Origin of the sequence: Rhodopseudomonas sp. BR0G17 (assembly GCF_010907025.1) — a bacterium.
GTDB lineage: Bacteria > Pseudomonadota > Alphaproteobacteria > Rhizobiales > Xanthobacteraceae > Rhodopseudomonas > Rhodopseudomonas palustris_H.
In genome coordinates, this window is sequence record NZ_QUML01000007.1 from 141980 (window position 1) to 159384 (window position 17405).

The 17405-nt window shown below is 65.6% G+C and carries 15 protein-coding genes; 11 read left to right on the plus strand and 4 right to left on the minus strand.

Features of this window, described 5'->3' with window-relative positions; translation table 11 throughout:
* Positions 1-29 precede the first annotated feature (29 nt).
* From DY467_RS08130 to DY467_RS08150, 5 genes are all read left to right on the plus strand, one after another.
* Positions 30-986, plus strand: a complete 957-nt coding sequence (locus tag DY467_RS08130) for an ABC transporter permease (protein WP_164635181.1) — start codon at positions 30-32, stop codon at positions 984-986.
* Complete coding sequence (locus tag DY467_RS08135; protein ID WP_164635183.1) at positions 983-1867, plus strand: ABC transporter permease; 885 nt, start codon at positions 983-985, stop codon at positions 1865-1867. Before DY467_RS08130 ends, DY467_RS08135 begins: the two co-directional genes overlap by 4 nt.
* A gap of 26 nt (positions 1868-1893) precedes the next feature.
* Entirely contained in the window at positions 1894-3609 is a 1716-nt protein-coding gene (locus tag DY467_RS08140; RefSeq protein WP_164635185.1) for an AMP-binding protein, read from the plus strand.
* Positions 3610-3672: 63 nt separating this feature from the next.
* The gene (locus DY467_RS08145; RefSeq protein WP_164635187.1) at positions 3673-6984 is read left to right on the plus strand and encodes an acetyl-CoA carboxylase family protein; all 3312 of its coding nucleotides are present in this window, start codon (positions 3673-3675) and stop codon (positions 6982-6984) included.
* A 32-nt stretch (positions 6985-7016) separates the two neighbouring features.
* Positions 7017-7970 carry a hypothetical protein gene (locus DY467_RS08150; RefSeq protein WP_164635189.1) on the plus strand — a complete coding sequence of 318 codons (954 nt, stop codon included), beginning with the start codon at positions 7017-7019 and terminating at the stop codon, positions 7968-7970.
* A gap of 6 nt (positions 7971-7976) precedes the next feature.
* On the opposite strand, the gene DY467_RS26185 is transcribed toward DY467_RS08150, so the two are convergent.
* Entirely contained in the window at positions 7977-8132 is a 156-nt protein-coding gene (locus tag DY467_RS26185) for a hypothetical protein (protein WP_205502161.1), read from the minus strand.
* 136 nt (positions 8133-8268) lie between these two features.
* Between DY467_RS26185 and DY467_RS08155 the strand changes: the two genes are divergently transcribed.
* From DY467_RS08155 to DY467_RS08180, 6 genes are all read left to right on the plus strand, one after another.
* A complete protein-coding gene (locus tag DY467_RS08155) occupies positions 8269-8877 on the plus strand; it encodes a cytochrome c oxidase subunit 3 family protein (RefSeq protein ID WP_164635191.1) in 609 nt (202 codons plus the stop codon).
* Between the two features lie 4 nt (positions 8878-8881).
* Positions 8882-9151: a cytochrome C oxidase subunit IV family protein gene (locus DY467_RS08160; protein WP_164635193.1), complete on the plus strand. Its 270-nt coding sequence runs from the start codon at positions 8882-8884 to the stop codon at positions 9149-9151.
* A 112-nt stretch (positions 9152-9263) separates the two neighbouring features.
* Positions 9264-9716 carry a c-type cytochrome gene (locus tag DY467_RS08165; RefSeq protein ID WP_164635195.1) on the plus strand — a complete coding sequence of 151 codons (453 nt, stop codon included), beginning with the start codon at positions 9264-9266 and terminating at the stop codon, positions 9714-9716.
* A 37-nt stretch (positions 9717-9753) separates the two neighbouring features.
* Positions 9754-11100: a cbb3-type cytochrome c oxidase subunit I gene (locus DY467_RS08170; protein WP_107354699.1), complete on the plus strand. Its 1347-nt coding sequence runs from the start codon at positions 9754-9756 to the stop codon at positions 11098-11100.
* Between the two features lie 56 nt (positions 11101-11156).
* Positions 11157-11969 carry a CbbQ/NirQ/NorQ/GpvN family protein gene (locus tag DY467_RS08175; protein ID WP_164635197.1) on the plus strand — a complete coding sequence of 271 codons (813 nt, stop codon included), beginning with the start codon at positions 11157-11159 and terminating at the stop codon, positions 11967-11969.
* Positions 11970-12094: 125 nt separating this feature from the next.
* Positions 12095-14005, plus strand: a complete 1911-nt coding sequence (locus DY467_RS08180) for a nitric oxide reductase activation protein NorD (RefSeq protein WP_164635199.1) — start codon at positions 12095-12097, stop codon at positions 14003-14005.
* Between the two features lie 14 nt (positions 14006-14019).
* Here the strand turns inward: DY467_RS08180 and DY467_RS08185 are convergent, their stop codons facing one another.
* The 3 genes from DY467_RS08185 to DY467_RS08195 form a co-directional block, all read right to left on the minus strand.
* On the minus strand, positions 14020-14892 hold the full coding sequence (locus DY467_RS08185) for a formate/nitrite transporter family protein (RefSeq protein WP_164635201.1): 873 nt from the start codon (positions 14890-14892) through the stop codon (positions 14020-14022).
* A 118-nt stretch (positions 14893-15010) separates the two neighbouring features.
* Positions 15011-15967, minus strand: coding sequence for a DUF4424 domain-containing protein (locus tag DY467_RS08190; protein WP_246701489.1), 957 nt, complete (start codon positions 15965-15967; stop codon positions 15011-15013).
* A gap of 154 nt (positions 15968-16121) precedes the next feature.
* Entirely contained in the window at positions 16122-17330 is a 1209-nt protein-coding gene (locus tag DY467_RS08195) for a GTP-binding protein (protein ID WP_164635203.1), read from the minus strand.
* Positions 17331-17405 lie beyond the last annotated feature (75 nt).

Consider the following 17405-nt stretch of genomic DNA (forward strand, 5'->3'; position numbering starts at 1 on the left):
CGGCGCCGTTCTGCCAAATGGGTTTGGTCATGTTGAACGCCATGCGTCTGCGCATCATCGGTCGCCGCCTGTTGCACGCGGTGCCGGTGGTGGTGCTGTCCACCTTCATCGTGTTCGGGCTGCTCAAGCTGGTGCCCGGCGACGTCGCGGTGACGCTGGCGGGCGACAACGCGTCCGAGCAGCGCATCGCCGAGATCCGCGAGCTGTATGGCCTGAACCAGCCGTTCCTGGTGCAATACGGCGCCTGGCTGTGGAAGGCCGTGCAGGGCGATCTGTCGACCTCGCTGGTGTCCAGCGAGGCGGTGCTGACCTCGATCGAGCGCTGCCTGCCGCACACGCTGCTGATCGTGGCGCTGGCGCTGCTGACCGCGTTGGTGATCGGCGTGCCGCTCGGCATCGCGGCGGCGGCAAAGCCGGGCTCGTGGATCGATGGCATCGTGATGGCGATCGCCTCGCTCGGCGTCGCCGTGCCGAATTTCTGGCTCGGCATGTTGCTGGTGGCGTTCTTCTCGCTGCAGCTCAATTGGTTGCCGGCAACCGGCGCCGTGTCGCTGATGAAGGACCCTGCCGCCGCGCTTAGCCATGCCATCTTGCCGGCGCTCGCACTGGCCTCCGGTGGTATCGCCGAGGTGGCGCGTCAGCTACGCTCCTCACTGGTGGAGATCCTGTCGTCGCAGCAGGTCCGCACCCTGCATGCCAAAGGCCTGCCACCATCGTCGATCCTGTGGCGGCACGGCTTGAAGAACGTCAGCGTCAATCTGCTCACCGTCATCAGCCTGCTGGCGAACCGGATGTTGGCCGCGACCGTTGTCGTTGAGGCGGTGTTCGCGATCCCCGGCATGGGCGGGCTGATCGTCAACGCCGCGATGCACCGCGACTTCCCGGTGGTGCAGGGGGTGGTGTTTACCATGGTGCTGATCGTGGTGACGCTGAACCTGCTCACCGACATCCTCTACAGCGTGCTCGACCCGAGGATCGCGTCATGACGTCGGTCTCGCTCACCGCCCCTCCGCATCAGCATCGCCGCCGCCGGATGCGCCGCTTCCTGCGCTGGTTCGTGTCCGATCTGCGCGGCGCGATCAGCCTGACGTTTCTGCTGATCCTGCTGGTGATCTCGCTGCTGGCGCCGTGGATTGCGCCGTATAACCCTGTCGCCCAGGACATCGATGCGGCGCTGGCGCCGATGTCGGCACAGCATTGGCTCGGCGCCGACGATCTCGGCCGCGACACGCTGAGCCGGCTGATTTACGGCGGCATGGCGTCGCTGTATGCAAGCTTCCTGGCGGTTGCGATCGCGGTGCTGATCGGTGTGCCGGTCGGCATCCTGGCCGGCTATCTCGGCGGCTGGGTCGACACCATGATCAGCCGCGTCATCGACAGCTTTCTGTCGTTCCCGGCGATCGTGCTGGCGATCGCCGTCACCGGCGCGCTCGGCATCGGTCTCACCAATGGCATGATCTCGGTCGGCATCGTGTTCGCGCCGCAGCTTGCGCGGCTGGTGCGGGCCCGCACGCTGGTGGTCCGGCAGGAACTGTATGTCGATGCGGCGCGCTGCTTCGGCGGTTCGACCACGCGCATCTTGTGGCGCCACGTGTTGCCGAACGCGATCCAGCCGGTCATCGTGCAGGTGACGCTGCTGCTCGCTGCCGCGCTGCTCGCCGAGGCCAGCCTCAGCTTCCTCGGTCTCGGCATTCAGCCGCCCGATCCGAGCTGGGGCGCCATGCTGGCGCGCGCCTATCAGAACATGGAGATCGCGCCGGAGCAGATGTATCCGCCCGGGCTCGCCATCCTGTTCACGGCGCTCGCCTACAACACGCTCGGCGAGTCCTTGCGGGCGGCACTCGATCCGACGATGAAGCGCAACTGATCAAACAAGAACAACAAGGACGAGACATGACCGTGGACGCCAAGGAAGCTGACTATCTGGCAAAGCTGCACGAGCTGTGGGCCAAGGCGTGGCCGAAGGGCACGCCGCGCGAGCCACAATATCTGCACGGCGAGGTCGCCCTCAGCGAATATCTGCGCGCCTGGGCCAAATCCGCGCCGCTGCGGCCGGCAGTGATCTTCTACGGTCACGTCACCACTTATGCGGATCTCGACGAGCAGAGCGATCGCTTCGCGGCGCTGCTGATGCAGAAGGGCGTGAAGAAGGGTGACCGCGTCGCGGTGTTCCTACCGAACTGCCCGCAGTTCCACATCGTGTTCTTTGGCATCCTCAAGCTCGGCGCGATCCACGTGCCGGTCAGCCCGCTGTCGCGCGCCTTCGAGCTGTCCTACGAGCTCAACGACACCGACGCCGAAGTCATCGTGGCGCTCGACCAGCTCGCCGGCGTGGTCGAGCAGGTCCGCTCCGAGACCTCGCTGCGCGAAGTGATCGTCACCAGCTTTGCCGATGTGATCCCGGCCAATCCGACGATCCCGGTGCCGGATTCGGTGAGCGGCCCGCGGATCGCCGTGCCAGGCGCGACCGACCTGCTGCCGGCGCTCGCCGCGCTGCCCAAGCCGGAGCCGTTGCCGCCGGCCGCGCTCGACGAGGTCGCAGCGCTCAACTACACCGGCGGCACCACCGGCATGCCGAAGGGCTGCGTCCACACCCAGCGCGACATGGTCTACACGGCGGCAGCCAATCACGGCATCTCGGTGGTGGCCGATCAGAACAGCGTGTTCCTGTCGTTCTTCCCCGAGTTTTGGATCGCGGGTGAAAACTTTGGCCTGATCTTCCCCCTGTTCACCGGCGCGACGCTGGTGCTGCTGGCGCGCTGGGATGCGCTCGGCGTGCTCACCGCGATCCAGCGCTACAAGGTCAACGTCACCGCGATGCCGGTCGACGGCGCGGTCGAGCTGATGGATCATCCGCGCTTCAAGGAATTCGATCTGTCCTCGCTCAGCCAGGTGCGGGTGGTTTCGTTCGTCAAGAAGCTCAACCCCACCTATCGCAAGCGCTGGAAGGATCTCACCGGCACGATCCTCACCGAAGCCGCGTGGGGCATGACCGAGACCCACACCTCGAACACCTTCACGGCCGGCTTCCAGGGCGACGATTTCGATCTGGTCTCCCAGCCGATCTTCGTCGGCCTGCCGGTGCCGGGTGCGGAGTTCAAGATCACCGACTTCGAGACCGGCGAGCTGGTGCCGCTCGGCGGTGAAGGCGAAATCCGTGTCCGCACGCCGTCGCTGCTCAAGAGCTACTGGAATAAGCCGGAGGCGACCGCCCAATCGCTGGTCGACGGCTGGCTGCGCACCGGCGATATCGGCACCATCGATCCGCAGGGCTTTCTGCACTTCCTCGGCCGCCGCAAGGAAATGCTCAAGGTCAAGGGCATGAGCGTGTTTCCGCCGGAGATCGAAGCGCTGCTCGGTCAGCATCCGAAGGTGCTCGGTTCGGGCGTGGTCGGACGCGACGATCCCGGCAAGGGCCAAGTGCCGGTCGCCTTCGTCCAACTCAAGCCGGAGGCCGAAGGCACCATCACGCCGGCTGAGTTGCAGGCCTGGTGCGCCGAGCGGATGGCGGTCTACAAGGTTCCGGAGATCCGTATTATCGACGCGCTGCCGATGACCGCGACCGGCAAGGTGAAGAAGCAAGAGCTCAACGCCAACGCGCCGCTGTGAAACGAGACGGCCGGCGACGCACAGGCGTTGCCGGCCCAAAGCTACCTGCCGAGGAAATCCCCAATGCCGTTCCGAAAACTGCTGATCGCCAACCGCGGCGAGATCGCGATCCGTATCGCGCGCGCCGCCGCCGAGTCCGGTCTGACCACGGTGGCGATCCATCCCGCCGACGATGCGGCGTCGCTGCACGTCCGCATCGCCGATCACGCAGAACAGATTCCCGGCCGCGGCGCGCGGGCCTATCTCGATATCGAAGCGGTGATCGCGGCGGCGAAGGCGGCGGGCTGCGATGCGCTGCATCCCGGCTACGGCTTCCTCAGCGAGAATGCCGATCTGGCGCGGCGCTGCGCCGAGGAGAGCATCACCTTCGTCGGTCCGTCGCCGGAAGCGCTGCGGCTGTTCGGCGACAAGGTCGCTGCCAAGGAACTGGCGAAACGCTGCGACGTGCCGATCATCGCCGGCACGGTCGGGCCTTCGACGCTGGAAGAGGTGCAGGCGTTCTTCGCCTCGCTCGGCGACAAGCCGGCGGTGATGATCAAGGCGATGGCCGGCGGCGGCGGCCGCGGCATGCGCGTGGTCGAGCGCGCCGAGGATCTCGCCGACGCCTATGCGCGCTGCCAATCCGAGGCCAAGGCGGCGTTCGGCTATGAGGGCGTCTATGCCGAGCGGCTGATCCGCAATGCCCGGCACATCGAAGTGCAGATCATTGGCGACCGTCACGGCAATGTCAGCCAGCTGTGGGAGCGCGAATGCACGATCCAGCGGCGCAATCAGAAGCTGATCGAAATCGCACCGAGCCCGTCGCTGCCGGAGGGGCTGCGCAGCCGCATCGTCGAGGCGGCCAAGACCCTCGCGGCAGCGGCGAACTACGACAGCCTCGGCACCTTCGAATTCCTGGTCGACGGTGAAGCCGGCGAGGGCGACGGCGCTTTTGCTTTCATCGAAGCCAATCCGCGGCTGCAGGTCGAACACACCGTCACCGAAGAGGTGCTGTCGGTCGATCTGGTGCGCTCGCAGCTCGCCGTCGCCGGCGGCGCGATGCTGGCAGCGCTCGGGCTCGATCAGGCCTCGGTGCCGCGGCCGCGCGGGTTCGCGATCCAGCTCCGCGTCAACATGGAAACGATGGACGCCAAGGGCGCGACCAAGCCGACCGGCGGCACGCTGGCGATCTTCGAGCCGCCGTCCGGCCCCGGCGTTCGCGTCGATACGTTCGGCTACGCCGGCTACACCACCAGCGCGGCTTACGACTCGCTGCTCGCCAAGGTGATCGTGCATGGCCGCGGCGATTGGGCCGAGGCGGTCGCCAAGGCATCCCGTGCGCTGCGCGAGTTCCGCATCGGCGGCGTCGCCACCAACATCCCGCTGCTGCAGGCGATCCTCGCGCATACCGACTTCAAGGCCAATCGCGTCAGCACCAGCTTCATCGATCGGCACGTCGCCGATCTGGTCGAAGCCGCGCAGCAGTTTGGTCAGCCGCTGATCGCGACGGAGAGCGCCGACAAGCGGAGCAGCGGTGCCGCTGCTGCCAACGCCGAGCCGGTGCCGGAAGGCGCTGTCGCGATCGCCGCGCCGCTGCAGGGCACCGTGGTGGCGATCACCGTTGCAGAGGGCGACGTGGTGCGGCCGGGGCAGCAGCTCGCGGTGATCGAGTCGATGAAGATGGAGCATCTGGTTGCGGCCGAGCAGGGCGGCCGTATCCGGCGCATCGTCGCCGCCGATGGCGTGACGCTGATGCAGGGCGAGCCGATCCTGTATTTCGAGCCGCAGGACGTCGAAGGCGACCACGTCGTCGCCGAAGAGGATATCGATCTCGATGCAATCCGGCCGGACCTCGCCGAGATGCTGGCGCGCCAGGCCAATACGCTCGACGAGAACCGCCCCGACTCGGTCGGGCGGCGGCGCAAGACCAACCAGCGCACCGCGCGCGAGAATGTCGCGCAGCTCGTCGACGAAGGCTCGTTCATGGAATACGGCAGCCTCGCGATCGCCGCGCAGCGCCGCCGCCGTCCGCTCGACGACCTCATTAAGAATACGCCGGCCGACGGCCTCGTCACCGGCGTCGCCACCGTCAACGCCAAGCAGTTCGGCGAGCACGCCGCGCGCTGCATGGTAATCGCCTACGACTACACCGTGCTGGCCGGCACCCAGGGCCACATGAACCACAAGAAGATCGACCGGATGCTGACGCTGGTCGAGCAGTGGCGGATGCCGCTGGTGTTCTACGCCGAAGGCGGCGGCGGCCGTCCGGGCGACACCGATCGGCTCGGCATGACCGGCCTCGACGGTCCGTCGTTCGTGCAGTTCGCCAAGCTGTCCGGCCTGGTGCCGGTGGTCGGCATTGTCTCCGGCTATTGCTTCGCCGGCAACGCCGCGATGCTCGGCTGCTGCGACGTCATCATCGCCACCCAGAACGCCTCGATCGGCATGGGTGGGCCGGCGATGATCGAAGGCGGCGGCCTCGGCGTGTATCATCCGGCCGAAGTCGGCCCGGTGTCGTTCCAGTCGCCGAATGGCGTGGTCGACATCCTGGTGCAGGACGAAGAAGAGGCGACTCGCGTCGCGCAGAAATATCTGTCCTACTTCCAGGGCGCGGTGAGCGAGTGGAAGGCTCCGGATCAGCGGCTGCTGCGCCGAGCAATCCCCGAGAACCGGCTGCGGGTGTACGACATCCGCACCGTCATCGATCTGATTGCCGATGAGGACTCGGTGCTCGAACTGCGCCGCGATTTCGGCGTCGGCATGATCACCGCCTTCATCCGGATTGAAGGCAAACCGTTCGGCCTGATTGCCAATAATCCTAAGCATCTCGGCGGTGCGATCGACGCCGATGCCGGCGACAAGGCGGCGCGCTTCCTGCAGCTCTGCGATGCGTTCGACATTCCGATTGTGTCGCTGTGCGACACGCCCGGCTTCATGGTCGGCCCGGAAGCCGAGAAGACCGCGATCGTTCGCCACGTCGCGCGGATGTTCGTCACCGGCGCCAGCCTCACCGTGCCGCTGTTCGGCATCGTGCTGCGCAAGGGCTACGGCCTCGGCGCGCAGTCGATGATCGGCGGCGGTTTCCACGCATCGTTCTTCACCGCGGCCTGGCCGACCGGTGAATTTGGCGGCATGGGACTTGAGGGTTACGTGCGGCTCGGCTTCCGCAAGGAGATGGAGGCGATTGCCGATCCGGCCGAGCGCGAGGCTTACTACAAGAACAAGGTCGCGGAGTTGTATGCCAACGGCAAGGCGGTCTCGATCGCGTCGGTGTTCGAGATCGACAATGTGATCGATCCAGCCGAGACGCGGCGCTGGATCATGGCCGGGCTGCGCTCGGTGCCGACGCCGCCGGAGCGCAGCGAGCGCAAGCGGCCCTGCATCGACACTTGGTAACAGCCGGCGCGGAAACGATTGGGAGCGAAACGATGACGCAAGCTGCATTCGAGACGCCGATCGACGACACCGGCGAGGCGCTGGTCGGGCCGTGGCGGCAGCCGCGGCAGATGCTGCATGCCCAGGTGTACGATTCGCACGCCTCGATCCACGACGACGCCACCGCTCAGAAGCTCGGCTTCAAGGGCGGCACGATCGAAGGCCCGACGCATTTCAGCCAGTTCGCGCCGCTGTGCGAACGGCTGTGGGGCAAGGAATGGTTCGAGACCGGTTGCATCTCGGCTCACTACCGTAACGCCGCGTTCGAGGGCGAAGACGTTCAGGCGATCGTCGACAAGCCCGCGGCCGGTGGCCGTCACACCACCATCCGCATGGTCAAGCGCGACGGCACCGAAGTGCTGCGCGGCACGGTCTCGGTCGGCCGCGACGCGCCGCCGTCCGCGCTCGACGTCCGCCTTACCGAACTGAAGCCGCTGGCCGATCCGGTGATCTTGCGCGACGTCTCGGTCGGAATGACGACCAAGACTCAGGCGGCGCGCATGGACCACGATCAGGTCATGGGCGAGCTGTATCCGTTCTCGCTGGCGCAGAAGCTCGAGGTCATCACCGAGTCGTCGCCATATTATCGACCGGGAGGCGGTTCGCCGTGGGGCAAGGCGATCATCCCGCTGGAGATGCTGAGCGTGCTGTTCCAGTACCTCAGCAAGCAGGATGGTTTGCCGGTGCGTGGCCCGGTGGTCGGCCTGTTCGCCGATCAGGAGATCCGGCTGATCGAGGGGCCGCTCTATGTCGGCGAGCCGTATCGGATTGAGCGCAAAGTGGTGGCGCTGTCCGGCAGCAAGCGAACCGAGAGCATGTGGGTGCGCAGCGAAGCCTATGACGCGACCGATCGCCTGGTCGCGACCATGCTGCTGAACTCGGCGACACTGAAGGACTCCTACGGCCCCTATGCGCAGGAATACGCCGCGCTGTATCCGACGGGATAGTCTTGCCTATTGGGTCAGGAACAGGCTGGCCGCAATCGCCACCGTGATGATCGCGGTGGCGACCACGCCCGTGGTTTGCAGTGCGCCGAACCGCCGCATCGCGAATGCGAAGGCGATAATGATCAACGAGACGACGATCAGCCCCAGCTTGGCTTCGGTCATGGGTCCCTCATGGTTTGACGGAGCCATCCTAGCGGCCGGCGGGACGGGCTGTTTGTCGGGGCGCAAGCTCGGGTGAGTTGCCTGCGAGTTTGTCGCGGCACAACGTTCCGGCAGGAGCCGCCTCTATCGTCGCGCCATGACCGACGCGATCGCAGCGGGCCTGCCCGCGGTTTCCGACAGCACCGATAGCCGCGCAACGTCCAGTGCCAGCGCGCTGGATTCGCTGCCTGGTCACCTGATGATGTGGGTGTTGATCTTCAGCGAACTCGCCGCATTCGGCGCGCTGCTGATCGGGTTCCAGATCGCGCGGGCGCTGCAGCCTGAAGCGTTCGCGGTCGGGCAGGGCCAGCTCGATCCGGCGCTCGCCGCCGCCAATACGCTCTGCCTGGTGTCGAGCGGCTGGTTCGCCGCCAAGGCCAACGCCGCTGCTCATGCTGGCTCACGCCAGGCGACGTGGCACTGGACGCTGGGTGCCTGTCTGCTCGGCGCCGGGTTCATCGCCATCAAGCTGTTCGAATATGCCGGCGAGATCGGCCGCGGTGCCGATATCGATGGCAGCACCTTCTTCACGCTGTACTTTCTGCTTACCGGATTCCATCTGCTGCATGTCGGGCTCGGGATCGCGATCCTGCTCGGCGTGGCGTGGCGCGCCAATGCGGCTGCGGTCGAAAGCGGAACCTGTTTCTGGCACATGGTCGATCTGGTGTGGCTGGTGATGTTCCCGATCGTCTATCTGATGCGGTGACGCGATGATCCGGTTCGCTCAGCGCCGAGATCGCAGCGCGATTGCTCTCCTGCTGCTGACCATCCTCGGTGTTTTACTCAGTCGTGGTGCAGCTGCTGCGTTTGCCGGCGGCGCCGTGCTGATGGTGATCGCAGTGCTAAAAGCCCGCCTAGTTGTACTCGATTATTTCGGGTTCCGCGGTGCGCCCGGGCCGTGGCGGGCGCTGCTGTTCGGCTGGATCGCGCTGGTGGCGTGCGGCGCACTCGCCTCGCCATTGGTACAAACCATTCGCTAATCGTTCCGAACCTTGAGCCAGCACAAAGTTGCGGCGATCCGGTCGATTAGTGTCGCTGACGAAGCTGCAGCGCCGCACCTTCGCCTCCCCCACATCGAAAAGGAATCACGTGATGGCTGAACGCCTCACCAAGTCTGCCGCGCGCAATGTGTTCTTCGGCGGCTCGGCCTTCTTCTTCGCGATCTTCATCGGGCTCACCGCTCACAGCCATTATTACATCGCGACCAAGTCGACCGACGTCTCGACGCTGACCCCCTCGGTGGCCCGCGGCAAGCATGTTTGGGAAAAGAACTCCTGCATCAACTGTCACACCCTGCTCGGCGAGGGTGCGTATTTCGCTCCTGAACTCAGCAACGTCTGGGTGCGCTGGGGCGGCGATAAGGATCCGGCTCAGGCCCGCGAGATGCTGAAATCCTGGATGGCGTCGCAGCCGTCCGGCGTCCAGGGACGGCGGCAGATGCCGCAGTTCCATTTGACCGATCAGGAGGTGGGTGACCTCGCCGACTTCCTGGAGTGGACCAGCAAGATCAAGACCCAGCACTGGCCACCGAACGACGCCGGCTGATCCGACCTTCACGCATCCGCATCAGAAAGACCTCGTGATGAAATATCAAACCCAAAAGGTCGCGTTGCTGTATTTCTACGGCGCGTTGACGCTGTTCCTCGCCCAGGTGTCGTTCGGCGTGCTCGCCGGCACCATCTATGTGCTGCCGAACACGCTGTCGGAGCTTCTGCCCTTCAACATCGTCCGGATGATCCACACCAACGCGCTGATCGTCTGGCTGCTGATGGGCTTCATGGGCTGTGCCTATTATCTGGTGCCCGAAGAGGCCGAGAACGAGCTGTTCAGTCCGCTGCTGGCGAAAGTGCAGTTCTGGCTGTTCTTCGGCGCTGCCGGTGCCGCGGTGGTCGGCTATCTTTTCCACTATCACGAAGGGCGCGAGTTTCTCGAGCAGCCGTTCGTGATCAAGGTCGGCATCGTCGTGGTCTGCCTGATCTTCCTGTTCAACATCACCATGACGGTGCTGAAAGGGCGCAAGACCACCATCACCAACATACTGCTGTTCGGGCTGTGGGGCGTGGCGATCTTCTTCCTGTTCGCGTTCTACAACCCGGCCAATCTCGCGCTCGACAAGATGTATTGGTGGTACGTCGTGCACCTCTGGGTCGAGGGCGTGTGGGAGCTGATCATGGCGTCGGTGCTGGCGTTTCTGATGATCAAGCTCAACGGCATCGATCGCGAAGTGGTCGAGAAGTGGCTCTACGTCATCATCGGCCTGGCGCTGTTCTCCGGCATCCTCGGCACCGGCCACCATTATTACTGGATCGGTGCGCCGGGCTACTGGCAGTGGATCGGCTCGCTGTTTTCGACCCTCGAAGTCGCACCGTTCTTCACCATGGTGGTGTTCACCGTGCAGATGACCTGGAAGGCCGGCCGCAAGCATGAGAACCGAGCCGCGCTGCTGTGGTCGGTGGGCTGTTCGGTGATGGCGTTCTTCGGTGCTGGCGTCTGGGGCTTCCTGCACACGCTGTCCAGCGTGAACTACTACACCCACGGCACCCAGGTCACCGCGGCGCACGGCCACCTCGCCTTCTTCGGCGCCTATGTGATGCTGAACCTGGCGATGATGACCTACGCGATCCCGCAGCTCCGCGGCCGGGCGCCGTACAACCAGGCGCTGTCGATCGCCAGCTTCTGGCTGATGTGCACGGCGATGAGCGTGATGACCTTCGCGCTGACCTTCGCCGGCATCATCCAGGTGCATCTGCAGCGCGTGCTCGGCCAGGGCTACATGGAGGTGCAGGACCAGATCGCGCTGTTCTACTGGGTGCGGCTCGGCTCCGGCGTCGCCGTGCTGATCTCTGCGCTGATGTTCGTCTGGGCGATCCTCGTCGCCGGACGCACCAAGCAGGCCACGCTGACTGGCGCCCTGCAACCGGCCGAATAGGCCCCCTGGCGGCCACGGGGATCCGTGGCCGCCTCTTTCCATTCACGGAGATCGCCATGAAGCCCGCTCTGCATGCCATTGATGCGACGCTGCCCGCTCCGCCGCCCTACACGCCCGCCGGCAACGAATGTGCGCTGTTCGAACACGCCTGGAAGCGGCGGGTGCCGCTGCTGCTGAAGGGGTCGACCGGCTGCGGCAAGACGCGCTTCGTCGCGCACATGGCGGCGCGGCTCGGCCTGCCGCTGTTCACGGTGTCCTGCCACGACGATCTCACCGCGGCGGATCTCACCGGCCGCTACCTGCTGAAGGGTGGCGAGACGGTGTGGGTCGATGGTCCGCTGACCCGCGCGGTGCGGGAAGGCGGCATCTGTTATCTCGACGAAGTGGTCGAGGCCCGCAAGGACGTCGCAGTGGTGCTGCATCCGCTCGCGGACGATCGCCGCGTGCTGCCGCTGGAGCGCACCGGCGAGGAACTGCAGGCGCCACCGCATTTCATGCTCGTGGTGTCCTACAACCCCGGCTACCAGAGCCTACTCAAGGCGCTGAAGCCGTCGACCCGGCAGCGTTTCGCCGCCATCGAATTCGGCTTCCTCGCGCCCGAACAGGAGGTCGCGGTGGTGGCGGCCGAGAGCGGTCTGCCGAGCGAGCGCGTCGCGCCGCTGGTCGCACTCGCCGGCCGGCTGCGCAAGCTCAAGGGTCACGATCTCGAAGAGGGCGTCTCGACCCGGCTATTAGTGTATTGCGCCAGCCTGATCAGCGAAGGCCTCTCGGTGCGCGACGCCGTCCTCGCCGGCCTGATCGAGCCGTTGACCGACGATGCCGATGTGAAGGCCGCCCTGATCGAAGTTGCCAGCGCGGTGATGGGGTGATGCGTCTCCTCCGTCATTGCGAGCGAAGCGAAGCAATCCAGGTCACTGCACGGCGATGGATTGCTTCGTCGCTTCGCTCCTCGCAATGACGAGTCGATGGTCCGAACTCCGCTGAGAGGCCTGCCATGCTCGACTTCCTCGAACTCGAAGAAACCGTCGGTCGCGCCTGGCACCGGATGGTCGGGCGTGCGGCGAGCTATCCGGAGCATCCGGAGCACGCGGCGACGCTGAACGACTGCCGCGCCGCGCTTGGCGTGATGTATCGCGGGCTCGGGGGAGAGACCGCGGTGCAGCTTGCCGGCAGCAGCGCCCGCACCTCCGGCCACCGGCTCGGCTGGCGGCAGCGCATCGGGCTCGGCGAGGAGCGGCTGATGCAGCCCGGCCGCGACGACGCGACGCTGTTCTTGCCCGACCGAATCGCGCTGTTCGCCGATGTCGCGCTGAATCGCGCACTGTATCGCTGGCTGGCGGCCTGGTTCGCGGTGGCGCCGACCGGCAACGTACACGAAGCCGATCCGCTGCGGCGGGACGTGCTGCTGCTGCGGCGCGCGCACGCCACGACCCAGCAGGTGCTCGCGGCCTATCCCGGGCTTCATCGCTCTTATCATCAGCTTGCGGCCGCGACTGCGGCGGCGCGGCCGCGGCGGACCTTGCCGCGGATGGAGAGCGATCTCGAAACAGCGATCCAGGCACTGCTCGGCGCGGAAATCACGCCGGACCCCGAGCTGTGGCGGATGATCGTGACTGATAGGGAGATCTCGGTTCGGTCGCCACCGGGCTATCAGCCGTTCCTGCCGTGCCCATTGTGGGGTGAAGTCTGGACCCGCGATGTCGAGGCTCCGGTCCGCGATCCCGACGAAACCGACGAGGCGGCGTCCAAGCCGTGTTCGGAGCCGCGGCGCAAGGCGGCGAAGCGAAAGGCGGACGACGGGCCGAAGCGCGATCCGCTGGCGCTCAACCGGTTCGAGAAGATCCTGGCAATGGCCGAGATGGTCAATGTCGATCGGCCGACCGACGAGGACGACGACGAGCACGCCGACAAGGCGGCCGATGATCTCGACGAGATCATCATCGGCAAATCGACCAAGAAGCCCGCGAGCAAATTCCGTTTCGATCTCGATCTGCCGCCGCAGGCGATCGAGCACAGCCGGCTCACCGCCGGCAAGCTGTATCCGGAATGGGACTACAAGCGCGGCGCCTATCTTGCGGATCATTGCCGCATTCTGGCGCAGGACGCGCCGGAGCAGGGCGAGGCTTGGCAATGCGGTGAGGCGACGCGGGCGCTGGTCAAGCGGGTGCGGCGTCAGTTCGAAGCGTTGCGGCCGCGGCACGAGGTTCTGCGGGCGCAAGCCGACGGTCATGATCTCGATCTCGACGCGCTGGTGCGCTCGCGCTGCGAGATTGCCGCCGGCGATGGCGGCTTTGACCGCTTCCATCTCGCGGCCCGGCCGCAGGCGCGCGATCTCGCGGTGACGTTGCTGGTCGACGTCTCACTGTCGACCGATGCCTGGATCGACAATCGCCGCGTGCTGGATGTCGAGAAAGAAGCGCTGACGGTGCTGGCCCACGGCATCGAAGCCTGCGGCGATCAGCATAGCATCCTGACCTTTACGTCGCGCCGCCGGGATTGGGTGCGGGTGGAGACGGTGAAGGGCTTTGGCGAGAGCATGAGCCCGTTGGTTGAGCGGAGGATTGCCGCGCTGAAGCCCGGCTACTACACCCGGATCGGCGCGGCGCTGCGCCATGCCAGCGCGGAGCTGGCCAAACAGCCGCAGCGCAAGAAGCTGCTGCTGGTGCTGACCGACGGCAAGCCCAACGACGTCGACCACTACGAGGGCCGGTTCGCGCTCGAGGACAGCCGCAGGGCGGTGCAGGAAGCGCGCCGCAGCGGCATTGCGGTGTTCGGCGTCACCATCGATGTCGATGCGCAGTCGTATTTTCCGACGCTGTTCGGCCGCGCCGGTTATGCGATCGTCGGACATATCGGCCGGCTGCCCGCCGCGCTCCCCGGCATCTACCGCAACCTGATGGGGTGACCGGCGGCTGCCGCTCACTCCATCTCCTTCATCACCTGCGCATAGGTCAGCAACGCGAACAGCGCGGTGCCGCCGATGACGTTGCCGATCAGTACCGGCGCGACGAATCCGCCGAACACCTGGGCGATGCTGACCGAGCCGTCCAACATCAGCATGAACGCCTCCATGCTGCCGGCGACGATGTGCATGAAGCCGCCGGCCGAGATCAGCCAGGTCATCACCACGATGATCCAGACCTGACTGCCTTCCGCGCTCGGCAGCAGCCACACCATCGCGGCGATCAGGAAGCCGGCGGCGATCGCCTTCATCATCGCGGCGAACCAGCCGTATTCGACGACGTGGCGGCTGATCTCCAGCATCTCGTGCTTGAGCTCCGGCGTAATCGCCGGCGTGAAGCTGCAGAATGCTGCGGCGAATAGCGTGCCGGCGAAATTTGCCAGCAGCACCACGGCCCATAGCCGGGCGGCGCAGCCGAAATTACGCAGCGACCAATTCGCCATCACCGGCAGCACCACTGTGATGGTGTTCTCGGTGAACAGCTGCTGACGCGCCAGCACCACCATCAGAAAGCCGATCGAATAGCCGAAGCTGGTGACCAGCGGCCGCCAGCCGGTCGGCTCCAAATGCTGTTGAAGCACCGCCTGCGCGAGCAGCGAGAAGCTGATCGACAGGCCGGCGGCAAGCCCCGACCACCACAGCGACACCACCGGCCGCGCCATCTCCTCTTCGCCGAGGCGGCGGACGATCTCGTAGATCACCGGCGTCCGCGGACTCGATCGCGACTCGACGTCCTCGACCTCGCGCTCGGTGATCGCGGCGTGATTGTCCTGCGGATCGTCGGGCCGGCGCGACGAGGAGGATGCTGTGTGGTGCTGCGCTGACGCCATCGACGGTCCTTGGCCGCAAAGGCACGCAAGCCGGATCGCTCGCCGCCTAGCGGAAACCCAGGTCAAGTACGGCGCCGGATGGAAGTTCCAGCCGATCAGCGGCAGACGTTCGCGACCGCTATTGCGGGGCGTCGATGATCAGGATGTCGAGGTCGCGGCTCGGCTTGAAGTTGGTCTTGCGCACTTCAAACCGGGTGGGGCCGGTTTTGACCACGCCAGTCTCGCAGAAGCTGACCAGCGAGTTCGGCTTGCCTTTGTCGATCGTCAGATGGAAATCGCCGATCGGCTTGGCCCAATTGGCGCCGGTGGTCAGGACGTAGGAGACGCGCTGTTGCGGCGGCGGCTGGTTGCCGTTCTTCCGCGTCATCGCTGCGACCGCCTGGACGAACGAAGGCTCGGCGCAGAACTTGCGCGTGTAGTTGGCGCGCTCCTCTGCCGTCGAATATGGGCCCGTGATGCCGGTCTGCACGCTGCCGCCGACGCTCGGGGTGTAGCTGTGCTCGACCACCAGCTCGCGGCCGGCCGGGAAGGTCTGATCCCAATAATAGGTTGCCCGCAGCCGCCAGTTCGGCGCGAGGTGATGCTCCATGCCCTTGCCGGCGTCGAAGTCGTCGGGCCGGACGATCTCGTCTTTGAGCAGTTGCTGCTGCGCCTGCGCCGGCAGCGCTTCCAGCGCGGTCTGCGTCGCTTTCGCCCGCGGCTGCAGCGGCACGCCGAGTGCTTGCAGCCGGGCGGTGACGTCGGTCTTGCCGACCAGCGCTTTCTGTTCGAGCTGAGCCGCAACGTCGCGGCCATCGACCTTGGTGCGGAAGTTCAGGAAGTTGTCGGCCTCGTTGTTCGGCACTTCGATATTGTTGGCGTCCGAATAGTCGATCTCCGGCATCGGAAACGCCACGGTGACGTGCTGATCGGTGCCGGAGCGATTGAGGAAGCGGTAGCGAACTTCGATCCGCTCGCGCGAGATCGACAGATCCTCCGACAGCATCTCGATGTCGGCGTTGGTGCGGAATTCGAGCCCGCCGGTCGTCAGGGCTGCGGTGGTATCATTGGCTCGCGCCGGCAGGCAGTACGTCATCAGCGCAGCCACAACGGCTGCTGCGGACGGAGCGATTGTTCGATGCACGGTATCCCCCAACGCCAAGGCTTTGCCGCGAACGCAGCGCGGCGCTTGATCCAAATGTGCCAGAGCGCACGACCGGATCAAGCTTGGCGTGACGGGAGGTCGGTAATCAGTTCTGTGCCGGCGCCCAGCTCGGAAACGGATCGGGCAACTGACGCCACGCATCCGGTGTGAACTCAGCATCCTCGCCGACGAGGCACAGATCGAGCTGGCGACGCAGCGCTGTCTCGTCCATCTCGCCGGTGCCGATGAACACGATCTCCTGGCGGCGGTCGCCCCACACCGGATCGAAGTACGGCTTCATCGCCTCATGCCAGTCGTCGCTATCCGGCCAATGCGTCTTCGGCACCGCCGACCACCACAACCCGCGCTTGGAAGTCCGCACCATCGCGCCGGCTTGTGCGATTTCGCCGACATGCTGCGGTCGTGTCGCCAGCCAGAAAAAGCCCTTGGCCCGGATCACGCCCGGCCAGCTCCGGTTGCAGAACGACTGAAACCGCAGCGGATGAAACGGCCGCCGCGCGCGGTACACGAACGAGCGGATGCCGTACTCTTCGGTCTCCGGCACGTGGTCGGCGAAGCCGTTCAGCTCCTTGAACCACAGCGGGTGCTGATGCGCGCGCTCGAAATCGAACAGCCCGGTGTGTAGCACCGACGACAGCGGGACGTCGCCGAAATCGGCCTCAATGATCTTCGCATCCGAGTTCAGCGCCCGTACGATCGATCGCGCAGTTTCGCGCCGGCTCGGTGAAGTCGCCGACACTTTGTTGAGCACGATGACGTCGGCGAATTCGATCTGCTCGACCAGCAAATCGACCAGCGTGCGCTCGTCGTCCGCGCCGGCGACTTCGCCGCGGTCGCGCAGGAATTCCTGGCTGGAGTAGTTGGCCAGTAGGCTCGCGGTATCGACCACCGTCACCATGGTGTCGAGCCGCGCGATGTCCGACAGGCTGGCGCCGTTCTCGTCGCGGAATTCGAACGTCGCGGCGATCGGCAGCGGCTCGGCGATCCCTGTGGATTCGATCACCAGGCCGTCGAACCGGCCGCTTTCGGCGAGTCTGCGCACTTCCTGCAGAAGGTCCTCGCGCAGCGTGCAGCAGATGCAGCCGTTGGTCATCTCGACCAGCGTTTCCTCCGACCGCGTCAGCCCGCCGTCCTGCCGCACCAGTTCGGCGTCGATGTTCACCTCGCTCATGTCGTTGACGATCACCGCCAGCCGTCGCCCCTCGCGGTTGGACAGCATCCGGTTGAGCAGGGTGGTTTTGCCGGCGCCGAGAAAGCCGGACAGCACGGTGACCGGGAGCAGGGGGTGATCCATGACGAGGAAGGCCTTCGTTGCAGGTACTGGAGGATTGCGAATGCAACGTTATAACATTACATATGAGGTGGGCAA